Source organism: Pantoea sp. OXWO6B1 (genome assembly GCF_001641135.1).
GTDB lineage: Bacteria > Pseudomonadota > Gammaproteobacteria > Enterobacterales > Enterobacteriaceae > Pantoea > Pantoea allii.
The window spans coordinates 287,477-308,133 of record NZ_LWLR01000001.1; the positions used below are offsets into that span (position 1 = coordinate 287,477).

General features: G+C 54.9%; 15 protein-coding genes. 7 read left to right on the plus strand and 8 right to left on the minus strand.

The genetic code is table 11. The features are described 5' to 3' along the window. The first annotated feature begins 224 nt into the window (after window positions 1–224). From yjbE to A6A26_RS03740, 4 genes are all read left to right on the plus strand, one after another. Complete coding sequence (yjbE, locus tag A6A26_RS03725) at window positions 225–473, plus strand: exopolysaccharide production protein YjbE (RefSeq protein ID WP_063877518.1); 249 nt, start codon at window positions 225–227, stop codon at window positions 471–473. 166 nt (window positions 474–639) lie between these two features. Further along, window positions 640–1,116, plus strand: a complete 477-nt coding sequence (gene greB, locus A6A26_RS03730; RefSeq protein WP_063877519.1) for a transcription elongation factor GreB — start codon at window positions 640–642, stop codon at window positions 1,114–1,116. Window positions 1,117–1,215: 99 nt separating this feature from the next. Beyond that, window positions 1,216–3,540: a Tex family protein gene (locus A6A26_RS03735; protein WP_063877520.1), complete on the plus strand. Its 2,325-nt coding sequence runs from the start codon at window positions 1,216–1,218 to the stop codon at window positions 3,538–3,540. Between the two features lie 297 nt (window positions 3,541–3,837). Further along, window positions 3,838–5,523, plus strand: coding sequence for an alpha-amylase family glycosyl hydrolase (locus A6A26_RS03740; protein ID WP_063877521.1), 1,686 nt, complete (start codon window positions 3,838–3,840; stop codon window positions 5,521–5,523). Here A6A26_RS03740 and A6A26_RS03745 read toward each other — a convergent pair whose 3' ends face one another. Then, the gene (locus tag A6A26_RS03745) at window positions 5,524–5,793 is read right to left on the minus strand and encodes a YdgH/BhsA/McbA-like domain containing protein (protein ID WP_063881049.1); all 270 of its coding nucleotides are present in this window, start codon (window positions 5,791–5,793) and stop codon (window positions 5,524–5,526) included. It abuts the gene before it with no gap. Window positions 5,794–5,962: 169 nt separating this feature from the next. Beyond that, window positions 5,963–6,739, minus strand: coding sequence for a pimeloyl-ACP methyl ester esterase BioH (bioH, locus tag A6A26_RS03750; protein WP_063877522.1), 777 nt, complete (start codon window positions 6,737–6,739; stop codon window positions 5,963–5,965). Window positions 6,740–6,773: 34 nt separating this feature from the next. Between bioH and gntX the strand changes: the two genes are divergently transcribed. Together gntX and nfuA are read left to right on the plus strand one after the other, a co-directional pair. Then, on the plus strand, window positions 6,774–7,454 hold the full coding sequence (gntX, locus tag A6A26_RS03755) for a DNA utilization protein GntX (RefSeq protein ID WP_063877523.1): 681 nt from the start codon (window positions 6,774–6,776) through the stop codon (window positions 7,452–7,454). 58 nt (window positions 7,455–7,512) lie between these two features. Beyond that, entirely contained in the window at window positions 7,513–8,088 is a 576-nt protein-coding gene (nfuA, locus tag A6A26_RS03760) for a Fe-S biogenesis protein NfuA (protein ID WP_063877524.1), read from the plus strand. Between the two features lie 39 nt (window positions 8,089–8,127). Here nfuA and malQ read toward each other — a convergent pair whose 3' ends face one another. The 5 genes from malQ to glpE all read right to left on the minus strand — a co-directional run bounded on the left by malQ (window position 8,128) and on the right by glpE (window position 14,741). After that, a complete protein-coding gene (gene malQ, locus A6A26_RS03765; protein WP_063877525.1) occupies window positions 8,128–10,200 on the minus strand; it encodes a 4-alpha-glucanotransferase in 2,073 nt (690 codons plus the stop codon). Window positions 10,201–10,209: 9 nt separating this feature from the next. After that, window positions 10,210–12,615, minus strand: coding sequence for a maltodextrin phosphorylase (malP, locus tag A6A26_RS03770; protein ID WP_063877526.1), 2,406 nt, complete (start codon window positions 12,613–12,615; stop codon window positions 10,210–10,212). Between the two features lie 153 nt (window positions 12,616–12,768). Continuing rightward, window positions 12,769–13,527, minus strand: coding sequence for a DeoR/GlpR family transcriptional regulator (locus A6A26_RS03775; protein ID WP_063877527.1), 759 nt, complete (start codon window positions 13,525–13,527; stop codon window positions 12,769–12,771). A gap of 39 nt (window positions 13,528–13,566) precedes the next feature. Further along, window positions 13,567–14,385 carry a rhomboid family intramembrane serine protease GlpG gene (glpG, locus tag A6A26_RS03780; RefSeq protein ID WP_063877528.1) on the minus strand — a complete coding sequence of 273 codons (819 nt, stop codon included), beginning with the start codon at window positions 14,383–14,385 and terminating at the stop codon, window positions 13,567–13,569. A 29-nt stretch (window positions 14,386–14,414) separates the two neighbouring features. Beyond that, the gene (gene glpE, locus A6A26_RS03785; RefSeq protein ID WP_063877529.1) at window positions 14,415–14,741 is read right to left on the minus strand and encodes a thiosulfate sulfurtransferase GlpE; all 327 of its coding nucleotides are present in this window, start codon (window positions 14,739–14,741) and stop codon (window positions 14,415–14,417) included. A 226-nt stretch (window positions 14,742–14,967) separates the two neighbouring features. On the opposite strand from glpE, the gene glpD reads away from it, so the two are divergent. Continuing rightward, window positions 14,968–16,473 carry a glycerol-3-phosphate dehydrogenase gene (glpD, locus tag A6A26_RS03790; RefSeq protein ID WP_063877530.1) on the plus strand — a complete coding sequence of 502 codons (1,506 nt, stop codon included), beginning with the start codon at window positions 14,968–14,970 and terminating at the stop codon, window positions 16,471–16,473. A gap of 1,728 nt (window positions 16,474–18,201) precedes the next feature. On the opposite strand, the gene glgP is transcribed toward glpD, so the two are convergent. Then, window positions 18,202–20,649, minus strand: a complete 2,448-nt coding sequence (gene glgP / locus A6A26_RS03800; protein WP_063877531.1) for a glycogen phosphorylase — start codon at window positions 20,647–20,649, stop codon at window positions 18,202–18,204. Between the last annotated feature and the right edge of the window lie 8 nt (window positions 20,650–20,657).

Below are 20,657 nucleotides of genomic sequence, written 5' to 3' on the forward strand. Positions count from 1 at the left end.
TGACATATCTGGCATCTGGCGGTTTTCCCCTCTGATAACAGCATAATATCCCGCAAAAAAACAGGTTAATACGCGACCTCTCTCGGATTAGTTTGAGATCCACCCCCAATAAGGCCAGTTACAGGTAAAGAGAGATAAATCAATCAGTAAAGCCCGCTTTGCGCCCGGATAAATATCACCCAGACTGTAGCGACACCAATTTGCCGTTTTACGGGGAAACCATAATGAAAAAAACGATTTTACTGCTGAGCGCGCTGGCTTTATTCAGTGTGGGTCAGACTTATGCCGCAACCGCAACCGGTGAAGCTGCGGGCGCACAGGCCACCACCACAGCCCAGGGTAACTCAAATGCTATCGGTATTGGCGCAGTCGGCGCACTGTTAGGCGTAGCACTGGCGACAGCGGGCGGCGGCGGCGGTGACGGCAACGGAAGCAGCACCTCGACCACGACATCGACCAAGGCCGGTAAGTAAGACTTGCCCCTCAGGGGCGCACATTGGTCTGACTAAGGCCGTGCCGTCCCCTGCAAAAGCTGTACAAGGTTTTTTTGATCCGTAAAAAACCCTTTTCCCACCTCTTTTTCGCCACGCCTGATTTGCTTTACACTGAAGCACTTTCGATTTTACCGGCTGCTGTACCATGAGAACCCGACTGATTACGCGTGAAGGTTTCAATACCTTAAAAGCAGAACTCGATCACCTGTGGCGTGAAGAGCGACCTGAAGTCACCAAAAAAGTGACCTGGGCTGCCAGCCTTGGCGACCGCAGTGAAAATGCGGATTATCAATACAACAAGAAGCGCCTGCGTGAAATTGACCGCCGTGTCCGTTATCTCAGCAAAAGCATTGAGCAACTGCGCATTGTGGATTACTCGCCGCAGCAGAACGGCAAAGTGTTTTTTGGTGCCTGGGTTGAAGTCGAAAACGACGACGGCGACATCAAGCGCTTTCGAATTGTGGGTTACGATGAGATTTTTGGCCGCAAGGATTACATCTCCATTGACTCGCCCATGGCCCGCGCACTGTTAAAAAAAGCGGTCGGCGACGCGGCTGTGGTCGAGACGCCAGCTGGCCCGGCATGCTGGTATGTTAATGAAATTAGTTATATTGAAGCCTGATTCAGAATATCGCTGAAAGCGGGCCGCTTCTCTGGCAATTTCAGCCATCAATCCGTATAACTATCGGCTATTTCTCAACCCAGAAAGCAAAATAGTCCGATGATGAATGTTCTTAGCCAGCTAATTGCAAGTGAGCTACAGGCGCGCCCCGAGCAAGTTGATGCGGCCGTCCGCCTGTTGGATGAAGGGAATACCGTGCCGTTTATTGCACGTTATCGTAAAGAGGTGACGGGCGGCCTGGATGACACACAGCTCCGCCAGCTCGAAACCCGCCTCAGCTACCTGCGTGAATTATCCGAGCGCCGGCAGGCCATCCTGAAATCCATTGAGGAACAAGGAAAACTCACCGACGAACTGGCGAATGCCATCAATACCACCCTCAGCAAAACCGAACTCGAAGATCTCTACCTGCCCTATAAACCTAAACGCCGTACACGTGGACAGATTGCGATTGAAGCCGGGCTGGAACCGCTGGCCGACACGTTATGGCAGGACCCGTCACAAGATCCTGAGCAGGTGGCGGCAGGCTATATCAATGCGGATAACGGCGTCGCTGATGTCCGCGCCGCGCTGGATGGCGCGCGTTACATTCTGATGGAACGCTTCGCTGAAGATGCCGCGCTGCTGGCTAAAGTCCGTCACTATCTGTGGAAAAACGCCCACCTGGTTTCAAAAGTGGTGGAAGGTAAAGAGGAAGAAGGCGCTAAATTCCGCGACTATTTCGATCACCATGAGCCGCTGCACAGCGTTCCATCACATCGCGCGCTGGCCATGCTGCGCGGTCGTAATGAAGGTGTGTTACAGCTGTCTCTGAATGCCGATCCCCAGTTTGATGAGCCGCCGCGCGAAAGCCACGGCGAAACCTTGATTACAGAGCACCTGAATCTGCGACTGAATAATGCACCGGCCGACAGCTGGCGCAAAGCCGTGGTCAGTTGGACATGGCGCATCAAGGTTATGCTGCATCTGGAAACCGAGCTGATGGGCACCGTACGTGAGCGCGCTGAAGATGAGGCCATCAACGTCTTTGCCCGTAACCTGCACGACCTGTTAATGGCGGCACCTGCGGGCATGAGAGCCACGATGGGCCTGGACCCCGGCCTGCGTACTGGTGTGAAAGTTGCCGTGGTTGACGCGACCGGCAAGGTGGTTGCTACCGACACGGTCTATCCGCACACAGGACAAACCGCCAAAGCAGCCGCTGCGGTCGCGGCGCTGTGCGTGAAACATCAGGTCGAACTGGTGGCCATCGGCAATGGTACGGGCTCACGTGAAACCGAGCGTTTCTTCCTGGATCTGCAAAAGCAGTTCCCGCAGGTCACGGCACAGAAAGTTATCGTCAGCGAAGCCGGCGCTTCGGTTTACTCTGCGTCTGAATTAGCCGCGCTGGAATTCCCGGATCTTGATGTCTCACTGCGTGGCGCGGTCTCGATCGCCCGTCGTCTGCAAGATCCCCTGGCTGAGCTGGTGAAAATCGATCCGAAATCGATTGGCGTAGGCCAGTATCAGCATGACGTCAGCCAGAGCCAGTTAGCGAAAAAACTGGATGCGGTGGTAGAAGACTGTGTGAACGCCGTCGGTGTCGATCTGAATACGGCCTCGGTTCCGCTGCTGACGCGCGTGGCAGGGTTAACCCGTATGATGGCGCAAAATATTGTGGGCTGGCGTGATGAGAATGGCCGTTTCCAGAACCGTCAGCAGCTACTCAAGGTCAGCCGTTTGGGGCCTAAAGCGTTTGAGCAGTGCGCGGGCTTTCTGCGTATTAACCACGGCGACAATCCACTGGATGCTTCAACGGTGCACCCGGAAGCCTATCCGGTAGTCGAGCGTATTCTGGCGGCGACCGAGCAGGCGCTGAATGCGCTGATGGGCAACCCCACCAGCCTGCGTAACCTGAAAGCGGTGGACTTTACCGACGACCGCTTTGGCTTACCGACCGTTACCGACATCATGAAAGAGCTGGAAAAGCCGGGCCGCGATCCTCGTCCTGAATTTAAAACGGCGCAGTTTGCCGAGGGCGTGGAAACCATGAACGATCTGATGCCAGGCATGGTACTGGAAGGTGCCGTCACTAACGTCACGAACTTTGGTGCGTTCGTCGATATTGGCGTGCATCAGGATGGCCTGGTGCATATCTCTTCGCTGTCAGACAAGTTTGTGGAAGATCCTCATCAGGTCGTCAAAGCGGGCGACATCGTTAAAGTCAAAGTGATGGAAGTGGATCTGCAACGTAAGCGCATTGCCTTGACCATGCGCCTTGACGAGCAGCCGGGTGAAGGAAATGCCCGGAGTGGTAAGAGCAATACGGCACGTGAAGAAAAACGTCCGGCCGCCAATAAAGGTCGCCCACGTCCCGTCAGCCAGCCCGCAGGAAATAGCGCCATGGGTGACGCTCTCGCGGCGGCACTGGGTAAAAAACGCTAGTAAAAACACGCAGTCACCTCTTATCCCAGTTGTCGGGGTGGAGGTGACTGTCATCACCGTCATTATCCCCTGTCCCGCGGCTGATTCGGTTTACCTGAACGCGCTAAACCCTTGCAACCCGACGTGGTTTACCGCGCGATGCCTGCAGTATTTGTGATGGATCGTCCGCTTCATGCTGACGGCTTTTCAGCGGTTTTTCAGACCGACCTTGCACGATTAAGTTGAAAATCCCCACCCTGACGCTACGCTAAAAAGACGCCCGTCATAATAACGACACCTGCTGTGGCACCCTTTTACATGGAAAAGATCACTGCTTTAATCGATAAGATTTATGACGATGCCTTTCCTGAGGCCATGCGTGAACGCCTGCTCGCCGCGATCGTCGAGGCCCGCGACACGAACAAGCTGCCAAGAAAGGCGCACTGGGATGAGCAGGACGTGGTGCTGATTACCTATGCCGATCAGTTTCGCGAGCCGGGTAAACCCACACTCAACACCTTTTCGCGTTTTTATCAGCAGCATCTGCAATCCACCTTTCCGCTGGTGCATCTCCTGCCGTTTTATCCCTACTCATCCGACGACGGTTTTTCGGTCATTGACTACCATCAGGTCGATCCGCTGTGTGGCGACTGGCACGACATTGCCTTGCTGCATCAGGAAACACGCCTGATGTTTGATTTTGTCTGTAACCATATGTCGGCACACAGCGCGTGGTTTAAACATTATCTGGCTCAGGATGAGGGCTGGGATGATTTTTTTATTAGTCTGCCGCCCAGCACCGATCTCAGTGCGGTCACGCGACCCCGCACATCGCCGCTGCTGACGCCGTTCACGCTGGCGAACGGTGAAATCCGGTTTATCTGGACCACGTTCAGCGCCGATCAGATTGACCTGAACTTTGCCAGTCCCAGGGTGCTCATGCGCATGGTTGAGGTCTTACTCGACTATCTGAAGCGTGGGGCGGACTATGTGCGGCTGGATGCGGTGGGCTACATGTGGAAAACGCCGGGCACCCGCTGTATTCATCTGGAAAAAACCCATCTGCTGGTCAAACTGTTTCGCGCCATTGCCGATGTCGTCGCACCAGGCACTGTTATCATCACGGAAACCAACGTGCCGCATAAAGACAACATCAGCTACTTTGGTAACGGGCAAGACGAAGCCCAGATGGTCTATCAGTTTTCCCTGCCACCGCTGGTGCTGCACGCCATTCACACCGGCTCGGCTCGTGCACTGCGTCAATGGGCCAGCACCCTGGAAGTGGGCAAGGGCAACACAACCTTTTTTAATTTTCTGGCCTCGCACGATGGCATAGGCCTGAATCCGGCTCGCGGAATTTTATCTGAAGTCGAGATTACGGCCCTGGTACGCGATCTGGCGCTGGAAGGCGCACTGATTTCCTATAAAAATAACCCCGACGGCACCACCAGCCCCTATGAAATCAACGTCACCTATTTCGACGCGCTTAACCGTGAAGATGATGACGATGAAACGCGCCTCAGACGCTTCATGCTGGCACATGCTATTTTACTGGCCTTCCCCGGTGTGCCGGCGATCTATATCCAAAGCATACTGGGTTCACGTAATGATTATGACGGCGTGCGTGAGGCAGGGCATAACCGCGCGATCAACCGGCAAAAGTACCCGCTCTCCGTGATCGAAGACGCGCTGGTAAACAGCAGCGGCTTACGCCATCAGGTTTATACACAGCTAAGCAAACTGATTCAGCAGCGTCGGCGTTTGTCGGCCTTTCACCCAGATAATCCAGTGATGATATTTCAGAGCGACAATGCGTTACTGATGATGAAACGCTATCATCCAGACAGTGGTGAGGGATTGCTCTGTGTTTTCAATCTCAGTGGCAGGCAGGTCAAGGCGCAGTTACCGGAGGCGCACCTTTTTCAGGATGTGATAAGGGGTGAGAAGATTGATGGCACCCAGCCAGTAACGCTGGATGCCTGGCAATTCATGTGGCTACGATAATTACTTGTAAACTTCCGCTGTCGCACTGAACTTACCGTGCTCACGACCGGCGATCACCAGGAAATACTTGCCGCCCTTCTCGTCAGCTGCTTCGGACAGCTTCTTCTTGGCATCCATCGGCGAGGTGGTTTCTGCCGTGGTATTCACGGTGCCGATTTTGGTCAGGTTCATCTTCTGCACTTCTTCTTTGGTGACTTCTTTCGCCGCAAAAGCAGAGAATGACACTGCGCCCATCATCATTGATGCAACGACCCATTTCATAACCTTCATTTGTCTACCCTCATTCATGATCCATTGTTGAGATGTAAGCAGCCGCAAATCGCTTAAGGCTATATCGAACGGCATAGTCATCTCCCTGACTAATCGCATAGAAGTGCAGCGGCCTTGCTCACTCATGAAGTATTGTCGCTGTGCGGAAATTTGCCAGTAACGGCAGCGGTTATCTGTCTAATTGGCTGATAAAAGACACAATCTGCTGGCAGAACGCATCAGGATGCGAAATAAAGGGCGCGTGGGCGGCTTTGTCCATCACGACAGAAGGCGACATCGGCAGCAACGCGTCCAGTTGCTGCGCGATACGGCGCGGTACCAGGCCATCCAGCGCGCCATATATCCGCAGAAAGGGCAGCCTAATGGCGGTAAGCCTGTCCCGTAAGTCGTCGTCGCTCAGTATTGTCAGCCCAGCGTTGAGTACCGCCACGTCAGGCACAGGCTGCGACAAAACAATGTCTTTGAGTTTGCGCGCATCGGCACGTGCGGTTTCTGTTCCCATCGTCTGCAGCGCCAGAAAACGCTCCACGGTGCGCTGAAAGTCGTGGCTGAGCTGCTGCTGGAAGTTATGCAAGGTTAAGGGAGCAATACCTGGCCAGTCATCACGGGCGGTAAAACAGGGCGAAGAGGCCACCGTGATCAGCGCACGCAACCGTTCTGGCTCGCTCAACGCCAACTGCGTGGCGACCAGCCCGCCAAGCGACCAACCCAGGACAACGGCGCGCGGCGGCAAATGGGGCAACAGTGCCTGCGCCATCTGTTCCAGCGACAGGGCGCTGAAGCCCTGGCTGCGGCCATAGCCTGGCAGATCGACCAGGTGCAGACGATATTGTGCGCTGAGTCGCGGCACAATGTTTTGCCACACTTCCGCATTCAGTCCCCAGCCGTGCAGCAGCACAAGATCGTCATCGCTTTCGCCACAGGTATGCCAGTAAAGTGAGCTCATCCGTTACTATTCCATGATTGATAAGGAGGTCACTATGCTACCAATGCCTGCCCTGTGTTGGCTATGTCAGTTGCCGCTGCGCATCGCGCTGCATGGCCTGTGCTGCGTCTGTATGCGTCAGTTACCTTGCCTGCCGTCACGCTGTCCACGCTGCGGCCTGCCAGCCGCATCCGGCAGCCTGTCCTGTGGCCGCTGTTTGCGTAAACCGCCGCCCTGGCAGGCGTTAGTCTGCGTCAGCCATTATCAGCCACCGTTCAGTTCCTGGGTGAATCAATTAAAATTCTCGGGCATTACCGCACTTAGGGTGATGCTGGCCCGGCTGCTTTTGCTAAGCTGGTTGGATGCGTATCGCAGAGGACAGGCCCGTCGTCCCGACTTACTAATGTGTGTTCCGCTGCATTCACAACGCTGCTGGTGGCGCGGTTACAATCAAACAGCCCTGCTGGCAACACCGCTGTCACGCTGGCTGGGCTGCGAATTCAGCCAGGCGTTATCCCGTCAGCGCGCAGCCGCCATTCAACATCAGTTAAGTGCCCGCCAGCGTCGCCGCAATTTACGCGGCGCGTTTTGCCTTGAAACGGATGTGACCGGCCGCCATATTGCCTTAATCGATGATGTGGTCACGACCGGCAGCACGGTAAGGGAAATTAGCCGCCTGCTACACAGGCGAGGCGCAGCCAGCGTGCAAGTCTGGTGCCTGTGCCGTACCTTGTAGAGCCTGGATGATGGGCGTATTATAACCAACTAAATTAGTCAACTATTGAGCAAATGACATGATCCGAATTACTGATTCTGCCCAAGAGCATTTTTCAAAACTGCTATCCAAACAAGAAGATGGCACCCAGATTCGCGTATTCGTGATTAACCCGGGTACGCCAACTGCCGAATGCGGTGTGTCCTACTGCCCACCTGATGCGGTGGAAGCGACTGATACTGAACTGAAGTTTGAAAAGCTGTCAGCCTATGTCGATGAGCTGAGCGCGCCTTATCTGGAAGACGCTGAAATCGACTTCGTGACGGATAACCTGGGTTCGCAACTGACGCTTAAGGCGCCTAACGCTAAAATGCGCAAGGTGTCCGATGATGCGCCCATGGTCGAGCGCGTTGAATACCTGTTACAGGCTCAGATTAACCCGCAACTGGCCGGTCATGGCGGTCGCGTTTCGCTGATGGAAATCACCGAAGACGGTTTTGCGATTCTGCAATTCGGTGGCGGCTGTAACGGCTGTTCGATGATTGACGTCACCCTGAAGGATGGCATTGAGAAAGAACTGCTGGCGGCCTTCCCACAACTGAAAGGCGTGCGCGATATCACCGAACACCAGCGCGGCGAGCACTCCTTCTACTGATGTATCCGCGCGACAGCCCCGCTGTCGCGCGTCCTGACACTATCCTGCCTTACGTCGTTTGGTCACGGTTTTCAGCAGTTTATTCACCTCTTCATCGGCAAAGATGCTTTCCAGCGGTTGGGCCAGCTTACGCCGCCAGTTGGGATATTGCTCCACCGTTCCCGGCACATTCACCGGCGTGGTCATCCCCAGCCAGTCCTCTGGCTGCAGCCCGAGCAGGGCACTGTTTGTGTCCGCCAGGAAACGGTGAACGGACTGATTCAGTTCAGCCGTCATCGCCAGAGAATCCGCCCGTTTTGCGCTACGCGCCGGCACGGCTCCCGCTTTATGCAGCGCGTCGAGTAACGCCTGTTTCTGTTTCATCCGCTGCTGCTGCAAATTGAGTACCGTTTGCGCGTCAGGATACAGCCCGATTTTCTCACCAAGCTGCAAATCGCCTGCACTCCAGAAGCCGGTCAGCGTAGGGAGATCGTGCGTACTGGCACTGGCGATGGACTGGCGTGGATAATGCTGTGGCGCGCGATAATCGCCCTGTTTTTCCTGCTCAAACCACAACACTTTCCAGGAAAACACGCCGCTGTCGCGGAGCAGACTGACGATCTCTTTGGGTACGGTGCCTAAGTCCTCGCCAATCACCATGCAGCGCTGGCGCTGGCTTTCCAGAGCCAGAATGCCAAGCAGGTCGTGCACCGGGTAAGCGACGTACGCGCCTTTATCCGCCGTTTCCCCTGCCGGGACCCACCAGAGACGTAACAGAGCCATCACGTGATCGATACGTAATGCACCGCAGTCACGCATATTGGCGCGCAATATATCGATAAAAGGCTGATAGCCCCTGGCCTGCAATACGTGAGGGTCCATTGGCGGCAGTCCCCAGTTTTGTCCCAACGGGCCAAGTCTGTCAGGCGGCGCGCCGATGGACGCCTTGAGGCGATAAAGCTCGGGATCGTGCCAGGTTTCGGCACTGCCCTCTGCCACGCCGACGGCCAGATCGCGATACAGCCCCACGCTCATTCCCAGCGCCTGACTCCGCGCCCAGCACTGAGAAAACTGTTGCTGAGCCAGCCACTGCAACCACTGCCAGAAGGCAATCTCATCCGCGTGCTGTGCGCACCAATCCTGAACGTCAGAAGACTGGCTGTTACGCCAGCCCTCAGGCCATGCTGGCCAGCCGGCGTGCGCGGCACCTTTGCCCTGCATTTCAACCTGCAGGCCATCATAGGCAGCCTGATAGCGCAGGCTGTCACCGCCCTGCTGGATAAACGCTGCAAACTGCCGCTTCTGCTCATCGTCTGCACCCCGGGCCTGAAACTGTGCCCAGCAGTGACGTAATGCCGTAATTTTCAGTGCCATGACGGCGTCGTAATCCACCCACTCGGTTTCGCGGGCCTGATTTAACGCCTTTTGGGTTTTGGCACTTTTCCACCACTTCTGACCTGCGCTGCTTTGTTGAAAATCGGCAACCTGTGACACATCGATGTAGATGATATTCAGCCAGCGACGCGATGAGGGGCTGTAAGGACTGGCAAAAGCGGGGCTGGCCGGATAGAGCGCATGCAAGGGGTTGAGTCCGACAAAGTCGCCGCCGCGAGCGGCAAGCTGCTCCAGCAGGGTTTCCAGATCGCCAAAATCACCGATGCCCCAGTTTTTACCGGAACGCACGGTGTAAAGCTGAACCAGCGCGCCCCAGCGTTTCTCTCCGGCGCGCAAGGCCGGAGGCAGATAGCAACGGCGCGGTGTAATGATCACGCGCGTGTGCCACTGACGTTTCCCCTTGCTCAGGGTAAGTTGGTGATAGCCCTGTCCCAAAGGGGAAGGCAATGTAAAGGCTTCACCGCCCGTCAGCGATCCGCTAAAAGTCTTTCCTTTTTCCGTCTGTAACTGCCAGTTTATGCTGCCGTCGAGCTCAGGCGTGAGCACGCGTTGACGATTGCCACTGAAGACAACGACGGGCGGCAGCGGGGATTTACCGGCTTTCTGCGGGTTCTCCATCACGGCCAGTAAGGCGCGCTTGGTGTCATCACTGATGGCTTCGGGTTCACCGTTCGCATCGAAATACGTGAGCGCGATTCCCGCCGCCAGTGCGGCTTTATCAAGTGACGTAGATTTCATCGCAATTCCTTAGCGTTGCGCCTGCCAGATGCGCTGTTGGTAGTCCCGAATCGATCGATCCGAACTAAAAATACCGGTTCGCGCCGTATTAAGAATCGCCGCGCGCGTCCAGGCTTCCTGATCACGCCACAAGGCCTCAACCCGTTTTTGCGCATCGATATAAGCCTGATAATCCGCCAGCACCAGCCAGGGATCGCCATTTTTTGTCAGGCTATCCAACATTAGGTCGAATGCATGCTTATCGCCATGACTGAACTTCCCTTTTTTCAGTGACGTCAGCAGTGCATCCAGTTCTTTGTTGTGCTTACGGACTTTTTGCGGCTTATAACCTCCGGCTTTCAGGGCTTTAACGTCATCCACGGTATTGCCGAAAATAAAAATATTTTCTGCGCCGACCTGCTCCGCAATTTCCACGTTTGCGCCATCCAGCGTGCCAATCGTCAGCGCGCCATTTAGCGCCAGCTTCATGTTGCCAGTGCCGGACGCTTCATAGCCCGCCGTTGAAATTTGCTCTGACAAATCGGCGGCGGGAATCAGATATTCGGCTGCCGTAATGCGGTAATCAGGAATGAAAACCACCTTGAGTTTGTCGCCGACAAGCGGGTCGTTATTCACCACCTCAGCCACCTTGTTGATGGCATAGATAATGTTTTTTGCCAGGTAATAGCCCGGTGCAGCTTTAGCGCCAAACAGAAACACGCGGGGGATAATACTGGCATCGTTGGGGTTGTCGCGGACGTTTTTATAGCAGTGCAGGATATGCAACAGGCCGAGATGCTGGCGTTTGTATTCGTGCAGACGTTTGATCTGCACGTCAAAAATCGCGTTCGGGTTAACCACAATGCCGGTGCGCTGCGCAATGTAAGTGGCCAGACGCGCCTTGTTATGTTGCTTAACGGCACGAAAGCGCTGACGGAAAGCGGGATCGTCGGCGAAAGGCTCCAGCCCCTGCAACGCGGTCAGGTGATTGACCCATTCACGCTTCAGGGTTTCATCAATCAGCCCCGCTAACGCGGGATTACACTGCTTGATCCAGCGGCGTGGCGTAATGCCGTTGGTGACATTATGAAACTTCTGTGGCCAGAGCTGATGGTACTCGGGGAAAAGATCCGTCACGACCAGCCCGGAATGCAGTGCAGCCACGCCATTCACCGCAAAACCACTGACGACGCAGAGGTTGGCCATTCTGACCTGACCGTCGGCGACCACCGCCAGCTTGTTCCAAAGCGCTTTGTCATCAGGCCAGCGCTGCTTTATCTGCTGCTTCAGGCGACGATTGATCTCTTTGATAATCATCATGTGGCGCGGCAGCAGGCTGCGCATCAGCTTCTCATCCCAGCGCTCCAGGGCTTCGGGCATTAAGGTGTGATTGGTGTAAGCAAACACGCGGCTGGTGATATGCCAGGCTTCATCCCAACTTAACTGGTGCTCATCCAGCAGCAGACGCAGCATCTCCGGAATGGCGATAGTGGGATGCGTATCGTTAAGCTGAATCACTTCAAAATCCGGCAGGGCATGAATGCTTCTGCCCGCCTGATGATGGCGACGCAGAATATCGGCAACCGCACAGGCACACTGAAAATATTGCTGCATCAAACGCAGGCGTTTGCCCTGTGGATGATTGTCATTGGGATAGAGCACTTTGGTCAGGCTGGCGGCATCAATCCCCTGCTTCTCAGCCTGTAAAAACTTACCGTCATTGAACAGGGTCAGGTCAAAGGGATGCTCACTGGTGGCTTTCCACAGCCGCAACGGCAGGGTGACGCCATTGCGATAACCCGTTACCGGCAAATCCCAGGCTTCTCCACGAAGATAAATGGCGGGCTCCCACACTTTACGCCCGTCATCCTGCTTTATGATTTTTCCGCCCATCGCGACGCGGACATCCAGCGCGGCGTTATGACGAAACCAGGGATAGGTCTCGCGCTCCCAGTCATCGGGTGCCTCAACCTGTTTCCCCTCTTCAAAGCGCTGACGAAACAAACCGTACTGGTAGTTAAGCCCATGCCCAGTGGCGGGCTGCCCAACCGTCGCCATCGAGTCCATGTAACAGGCCGCCAGCCTGCCGAGGCCGCCATTGCCCAATGCCGGATCGACCTCTTCTTCCAGTAATTCGCTTAATTCAACCTGATATTCAGCCAGCAGGGATTTGACCTCATCATACCAACCTAAATTCAGCAGGTTATTTCCCGTAAGACGTCCCAGCAGAAACTCCATGGAAAGATAGTTCACGTGGCGCTGTGGTGTCGCGCCCCGGACGGTCGGTTGCGCATTGAGCAGTTCACTTACTGTGGCACTGATAGCCTGCCACCACTGGTGGGATGTCATTTGCCTTGCGGAGGAGAAACCAAGATGCTGCCAGTGACGGGTTAACGCAGCCTGAAAACGGGATTTGTTGAATTTCTGCTGTGGCATATCACTCCCTTCTGTATCCATATGGGTGAAGCAAAAATGGAATGCACATGGGCCAGCAATATTGCCAGCGACCCTATTCATTAAATACGTGAGTGGAGAAAAAAGCGACAGGCAGGTTTGAAAAACGCCAGTTGTCTAACTGGCGTAGAGAGGTCAGCAGAGTTCGAGATGAACCTCATGCTGTTCAATAACTTTCATAATGCTGTCAGGCGGCATTTTATCGGTGTAGAGATAATCAAGCTGGCTCATGTTGCCCAGATTGACCATCGCATTACGGCCAAATTTAGAGTGGTCGACGACCAGCATGACGCAGCGCGAGTTTTCGATAATGGCGCGTTTGGTGCGCACTTCGTGATAGTCGAACTCCAGCAATGAGCCGTCCATATCGATACCGCTGATGCCGAGGATGCCGTAATCGAGGCGAAACTGTGAAATAAAATCGAGCGTCGCTTCCCCCATGACCGCACCATCACGGGTACGCACTTCTCCGCCGGCGATAATGACCCGGAAATCTGGCTTGCCCATCAACAGCATTGCCACGTTCAGGTTATTGGTCACCACGCGTAAATCACTGTGATTTAGCAACGCATGAGCCACGGCTTCCGGCGTGGTACCGATATCGATAAACAGCGTTGCGCCGTCCGGTATCTGGCTGGCAACCCGCTGCGCAATACGCGCTTTTTCTGCTGACCACATCATCTTGCGATCCTGCCAGGCGGTATTCTCTGAACTGGAAGGCAAGGCCGCGCCGCCGTGATGGCGCTGAATTTTATTTTGATCGGCAAGGTCGTTTAAATCACGACGAATCGTTTGTGGGCTGACCTCAAAATGATCGACCAGCTCCTCAGTACTGACATATCCCTGACGCCGAACCAGATCAATAATGGCGTCATGACGTTGCGTCTGCTTCACATTCCTCTCCTGTTTCGGGCTTATTCTTATTCGTTGTGACTACCGTTTACGCTTGCGTGTGTCGACAAACGCCATTGCCAGTCCGACAAGCAATCCACCAACGTGTGCTGCGTTAGCGATAGCCAGACCAAATGCACCAAACCAGCCCACCACCAGCCAGACAAGTGCAAAACCGATTAACCCACGCTCCAGATAAATACCGCTGTCCGGATCGCGTTCACCGCGCAGCCAGCAGTAACCCATCAGGGCATAGACCACGCCGGACAAGCCGCCAAACCAGATGCCGCTAAATTTCGACTGAAGCCAGCCGCTGAGCAACGCTGAAATGATAAAAATGACAAAAAGCTTACCACTGCCCAGCCGTTTTTCTACCGCACCACCGAGATACCACCACCACATCAGATTAAACAGGATGTGAAGCAGAGAGAAGTGAAGCAGCACATGGCTGAACCAGCGCCAGACTTCAAAATGCTGATCGCTATCTGGCCATGCCAGCCAGTACATTACGGTGCGATCGCCCAGGACCTGCATCAGCACAAACACCGCAATACAGGCGAACATCACTACCATGGTCAGTGGCCCGGCACGTTCACGGATATTTGCCCAAATATTGCCTCGCTCATAGCGCAAGCCGCTGTCGGTTTTGCCACTGTGCCAGCTTGCAGCCTGATAGCGAGGATGGTTGGGATCGCGCACAAACTGCTGAAGTTCGTTTTCGACCATCGAAAGCTGACTTTCATCATCCAGCATAATGACGTACTGACTTTCACGCTCTATACGCAATTTCACGCCGCGCGTTGCCATGTAGTCAACAAAAGCCTGCGCCATGCGCGGCTGATTAAATTGGGTAATGCGCATTGCTCACTCTCCGTGTTACGCCTGACCAGTCACTCAGCGCCACTGATCACCTGTTGGGGGAAGGCGGCGCGCCAGGCATCAAACCCGCCATCAATACTGTAAGCCGTCGTAAATCCCTGGCTGTGCAAATAATCTGCTGCACTTTTACTGCTGTTGCCGTGATAGCACATCACCAGCACCGGCAGGCTCGTGTCGGTTGAGCTGATAAAATCATTGAGGTTGGCGTTCGACAAATGCAAGGCGCCGCTGGCATGACCAAGAGCAAAACTTTGCGCATCGCGGATATCCACCATCACTGCGCCTTGTGCCAGACGCTGCTCAGCCTGATGAACATCAATACATTGGTAGGTTTCCATGGTGTCTCTCATCACATCGTCAAAATGACGTCTAGTGTAACCCGATAATCCTCGCCAATAACCTGACAATGACTACGGCTATTCACCTTTACGCCGACATAATGTTATCCATATCACGCAAAATTGTTTTTAGGTGGTTAAATACTGGCGTCAATGTTGGTTTGCGATTATGATTATGCTCGAAAACGAACATAAGTGAACTATTCCGAACATCGGAGGAGACAACGTGGAAACCAAAGACCTGATCGTTATCGGCGGCGGCATCAACGGTGCTGGCATCGCAGCAGACGCTGCAGGACGCGGACTGTCGGTGTTAATGCTAGAGGCGCGGGACCTGGCTTGCGCGACCTCTTCCGCCAGCTCAAAACTGATTCATGGTGGCCTGCGCTACCTTGAACATTATGAATTCCGTCTGGTGAGCGAAGCCCTGGCAGAACGCGAAGTGCTGTTAAAGATGGCGCCTCATATCGCGTTCCCTATGCGATTTCGCTTACCGCATCGCCCGCATCTGCGTCCGGCATGGATGATCCGCACCGGGTTGTTTATGTACGACCATCTGGGCAAACGTACCAGCCTGCCGAGCAGTAAGAGCCTGAGCTTCGGTGCAGAGTCAGCACTCAAGCCCGAAATTAAGCGCGGTTTCGAGTATTCCGACTGCTGGGTGGACGATGCCCGCATGGTGGTACTGAACGCGCAGGAAGTGGTTAAGCATGGTGGTGAAGTACGTACCCGCACGCGTGTGACCCGCGCCTGGCGTGAAAAGGGTTTGTGGATGGTGGAAGCTGAGGATATCGACAGCGGCAAAACCTTCACCTGGCAGGCTAAAGGCCTGGTCAACGCCGCAGGCCCATGGGTTAAGCAGTTCTTTGATGATGGCCTGGAACTGAAATCACCTTATGGCATTCGTCTTATCAAAGGCAGCCACATCGTGGTGCCGCGCGTACACAATGAGAAGCAGGCTTATATTCTGCAAAACGAAGACAACCGCATTGTGTTTGTCATTCCGTGGATGGACGAGTTTTCCATCATCGGTACCACCGATGTGGAATACAAAGGCGATCCGAAAAACGTTGCCATTGACGATAGCGAAATCGACTACATCCTGAAGGTGTACAACGGCCATTTCAAAAAGCAGTTAACGCCTGATGATATCGTCTGGACCTATTCCGGCGTGCGCCCACTGTGTGACGATGAGTCAGATTCGCCGCAGGCTATTACGCGCGATTACACACTGGATGTGCGTGATGACAACGGTGAAACGCCGCTGCTGTCCGTTTTCGGCGGTAAATTAACGACCTATCGTAAGCTGGCCGAGCATGCGATGGAGAAGTTGTCGAAGTATTATCCTGACGCGGGTGCGGCCTGGACTAAAAACTGCGTGCTGCCCGGCGGTAATATTTCCGGCAGCAGCGACGATTACGCTGCCAGCCTGCGCCGTCGTTACCCGTTCATTACTGAAAACATGGCACGTCACTACGCCCGTACTTACGGTAGCAGCACCGAGGTGTTGCTTAAAGACGCGACATCGCTGGAAGATCTGGGTGAAAACTTCGGTCATGAGTTTTATGAAGCTGAGTTGCGTTACCTGGTGCAGCACGAGTGGGTGCGTGAAGTGGATGACGCGATCTGGCGTCGTACCAAACAGGGTATGTGGCTGAACGAAGCCCAGCAGGCACGTATTGCCGAATGGCTGGCGGTCAAGGCGAAACCAACGCTTTCACTGGCATCGTAATAGCGCGTCAGCGCTGAGAAAGCGGTACAACGGGTTACGGCCTGTTGTGCCGTTTTTTTTTGCCTGCGCGGTGGCGTGTTGAGGTTCATTGCATGAACGTGGCTTTTGGTTGGTTGCCTGGGCGGCATCCAGTTATGTAACTCTGAGAAGGTTTCGCTCGCCAGGCGGCGGGCAGTTTCAGTCCGCCCCGTGCGGGCGACCGACAAGGGGCCGCCAGTCGCCGCGGCCCCTTGACCCCGGGCTCCCGTCCTGCCCACCCGCCGCTGCGCGGTCCCTTCGCTGCTTCAGGATTTCTGCCGGACCGCCAGGACGCGCCGTCCCTGGCGCGGCCTGACTTTCGCCGACGTCCTGTCGGCTCATCCGGAAATCCTGCATCCGCTCAGCGGGACGGGAAGGCCGACCCAACTCCCCCGCTTTGATAACTGTGCCAAAACGACTTTCCGCGTCGTTTCAGATGCCAGAAAACATCGCTTCAGATACCAGAAAAGCATCACAGCTTATTGCTGTTCATTTTTTCATTTTCGTCAGGCTTCCCTGTCTTCAGTTCTGATTACGCATGTTAATAACAGACAGGCGAAGCCAGCCTTTGGGAAAAATATACGCCCTCACAGGCGGGGGGTTTGCTGGAGGCATCCGGCGCGCTGAGGAAAGAACGGAGGCCAGGACGGTCCGTCAGGCCGCAGTGAGCGACGAAGGGACAGCGACGGCTGCCGGACGCCGGGATTGTTAAGGGGCTGGCGCAAGCCCCTTAACCCGACCGCCTGCTCGGACAGGCTGAAACTCCCCGACGCCTGGCGGGCGGAATATGCTCAGTGCAAAACCGTAGCGCCCAGCCGGGCGGAACATGCTCAGTGCAAAACCGTAGCGCCCAGCTGGGCAAAATATGCTCGGAGCAAAACGCTATCCCCACTACCTTGCAGGCACAGCACACCTGAAGCAAAAATGTAGCTCCCCTGCCCGATGGCCGGAACACACCGGAAGTAAAATGGCATCGCCCCCGCCCACAGGCAACCCCACATCAACTAAAGAATAAGCCCTCACAGGCGAGGATTTGCTGGAGGCATCCGGCGCGCTGAGGAAAGAACAGAGGCCAGGACGGCGCGGCAGGGACGCCGCGACGAGGACGGCTGCGCCACGGAGGGCGCATCCGGACGGTCCGTCAGGCCGCAGTGAGTGACGAAGGGACAGCGACGGCTGCCGGACGCCGGGATTGTTAAGGGGCTGGCGCGAGCCCCTTAACCCGACCGCCTGCACGGACAGGCTGAAACTCCCTGCCTCCTGGCGGGCGGAACCTGCTCAGTGCAAAACGGTATCCCACCGCCTCAAAGGCAGAACATCCCTGAAGCAGGATCAGAGCGCCTCCCGCATGTCAGCCGGAACACGTCCGATACAAAACCGTATTCACCTGCCCACAGGCAGAGCCAAACCAAAGGAGGAATAAGTCCTCACAGGCGGGGGTTTCCGGAGGCATCCGGCGCGCTGAGGAAAGAACGGAGGCCAGGACGGCGCGGCAGGGACGCCGCGACGAGGACGGCTGCGCCACGGAGGGCGCATCCGGACGGTCCGTCAGGCCGCAGTGAGTGACGAAGGGACAGCGACGGCTGCCGGACGCCGGGATTGTTAAGGGGCTGGCGCAAGCCCCTTAACCCGACCGCCTGCACGGGCAGGCTGAAACTCCCCGACGCCTGGCGGGCGGAATCCTCTCAGAGCAGAAACGCTACCGCCAAACTACAACCTTACCGGCGAAATATTCCAAATCTCATCCGCGTACTCCTGAATCGTACGGTCAGACGAGAAATAGCCCATACCAGCAATGTTCATCGCCGCGCGGTACTGCCATTCATCCGGCTGGCGATACAGCTCATCAACCTTATCCTGGGTATCCACATAGCTGCGGTAATCCGCTAACAATTGATAGTGATCGCCGAAGTTAACCAGCAAATCGAACAGATTCCGGTAGCGACCAGGGTCCTGCGGGCTAAAGACACCTGAGGCCAGCTGCGTCAGCACCTGATGCAGCTCGGCATCTTCTTCATAGTATTTCCGCGGGTTATAGCCTGCTTTACGCAAGGCTTCGACCTGCGGCGTGGTATTACCAAAAATGAAGATGTTTTCTTTGCCCACATGATCAAGCATCTCAACGTTAGCACCGTCCAGCGTGCCGATAGTCAACGCACCGTTGAGCGCAAACTTCATGTTACTGGTACCCGATGCTTCAGTCCCTGCCGTTGAAATCTGCTCGGAGAGATCGGCGGCAGGAATAATAATCTGCGCCAGGCTCACGCTGTAGTTAGGAATAAACACGACCTTCAGTTTGTTTTTAACCTGCGGATCGTTATTAATGACCTTAGCCACATCGTTGATCAGATGAATAATGTGCTTGGCAACGTAGTAAGCCGATGCCGCTTTACCCGCAAAAATGTTAACACGCGGTACCCACTCGGCGTCAGGATCGGCCTTGATACGGTTGTAGCGCGTAATCACGTGCAAAACGTTAAGTAGCTGACGCTTGTACTCATGAATGCGCTTAATCTGCACATCAAACAGCGCATTCGGATCGATAACAACATCCAGATTCTTCGCTACCCAGGTCGCTAAACGCTTTTTGTTTTCGAGTTTGGCTTCCGCCACTTTCTCAATAAACGCCGGGTAATCAATACACGTCTTCAGCTCGCTGAGCTGGCTTAAGTCTGTACGCCAGTTACGACCGATTTGTTCGTCCAGTAATTCTGACAGCGGCGGGTTAGCCAGCGCCAGCCAACGACGCGGTGTCACCCCGTTGGTTTTGTTACAGAAGCGGCCAGGGAACAGGCGGGAGAAATCAGCAAACAGGGACTGAACCATCAGGTTCGAGTGCAGCTCAGAAACGCCGTTAACTTTATGGCTGACGACAACAGCCAGCCAGGCCATACGTACACGGCGTCCGTCGTTCTCATCAATGATTGAAATACGCGCCAGCAGATCCCAGTCATCAGGGTAGTATTCCTGAATCGTTTTCAGGAAGAAGTCGTTAATTTCAAAAATAATGCTGAGGTGACGCGGCAGGATCTTACCGATCATATCGATCGGCCAGGTTTCCAGCGCTTCGCTCATTAACGTATGGTTGGTGTAAGAGAACACCTGGCAGCACACATCAAACGCATCATCCCAGGTAAACTTGTGCTCATCAATCAATAAGCGCATGAATTCCGGAATAGCCAATACCGGGTGCGTGTCATTGAGGTGGATAGCAATTTTGTCCGCCAGGTTGTCCCAGGTACGATGCATCATCCAGTGACGATTCAGGATATCCTGCACGGTGGCTGACACCAGGAAGTACTCCTGACGCAAGCGCAGTTCACGGCCGGAATAGGTCGAGTCATCGGGATAGAGCACACGCGACACGTTTTCTGAGTGGTTTTTATCTTCCACTGCCGCAAAATAGTCGCCCTGATTGAATTTACCCAGGTTGATTTCGTTACTGGCCTGCGCGGCCCACAAGCGTAACGTATTGGTCGAGTCTGTGTCGTAGCCAGGGATAATTTGATCGTAGGCCATGGCCAGAATTTCTTCGGTTTCCAGCCAACGCACCTTGGCACCTTCGTGCTGAAGGCGACCACCGAAGCGGACTTTATAGCGGGTGTTGAAACGCTGAAACTCCCACGGGTTACCATATTCCAGCCAGTAATCCGGGGATTCTTTCTGCTCGCCATCGACAATGTTCTGTTTGAACATGCCGTAATCATAGCGGATGCCATAGCCGCGTCCTGGCATGCCCAGCGTCGCCAGAGAATCCAGGAAGCAGGCAGCCAGGCGGCCTAAACCACCGTTACCCAGCCCAGGATCGTTCTCTTCTTCCATCAGCTCGGCCAGATCGAGACCCATTTCGTCCAGCGCCATATTGAGATCGTCGTAGATCCCCATGGCCAACAGCGCATTGCCCAGTGTGCGGCCCATCAGGAATTCCATCGACAGATAATAAACCTGACGAACGTCCTGAGAAAGTTGAGCGCGGTTAGAACGCAGCCAGCGCTCGACCATGCGATCGCGCACGGCAAGCAGCGCAGCATTCAGCCACTCATGTTTGTTAGCAATTGAAGGGTCTTTACCAATGGTGAACATCAGCTTGTAAGCAATTGAGTGCTTTAAAGCATCAACCGTCAACGTAGGTGAAGCGTAAGTGAATGGTGTCGTCATTTTCTGTT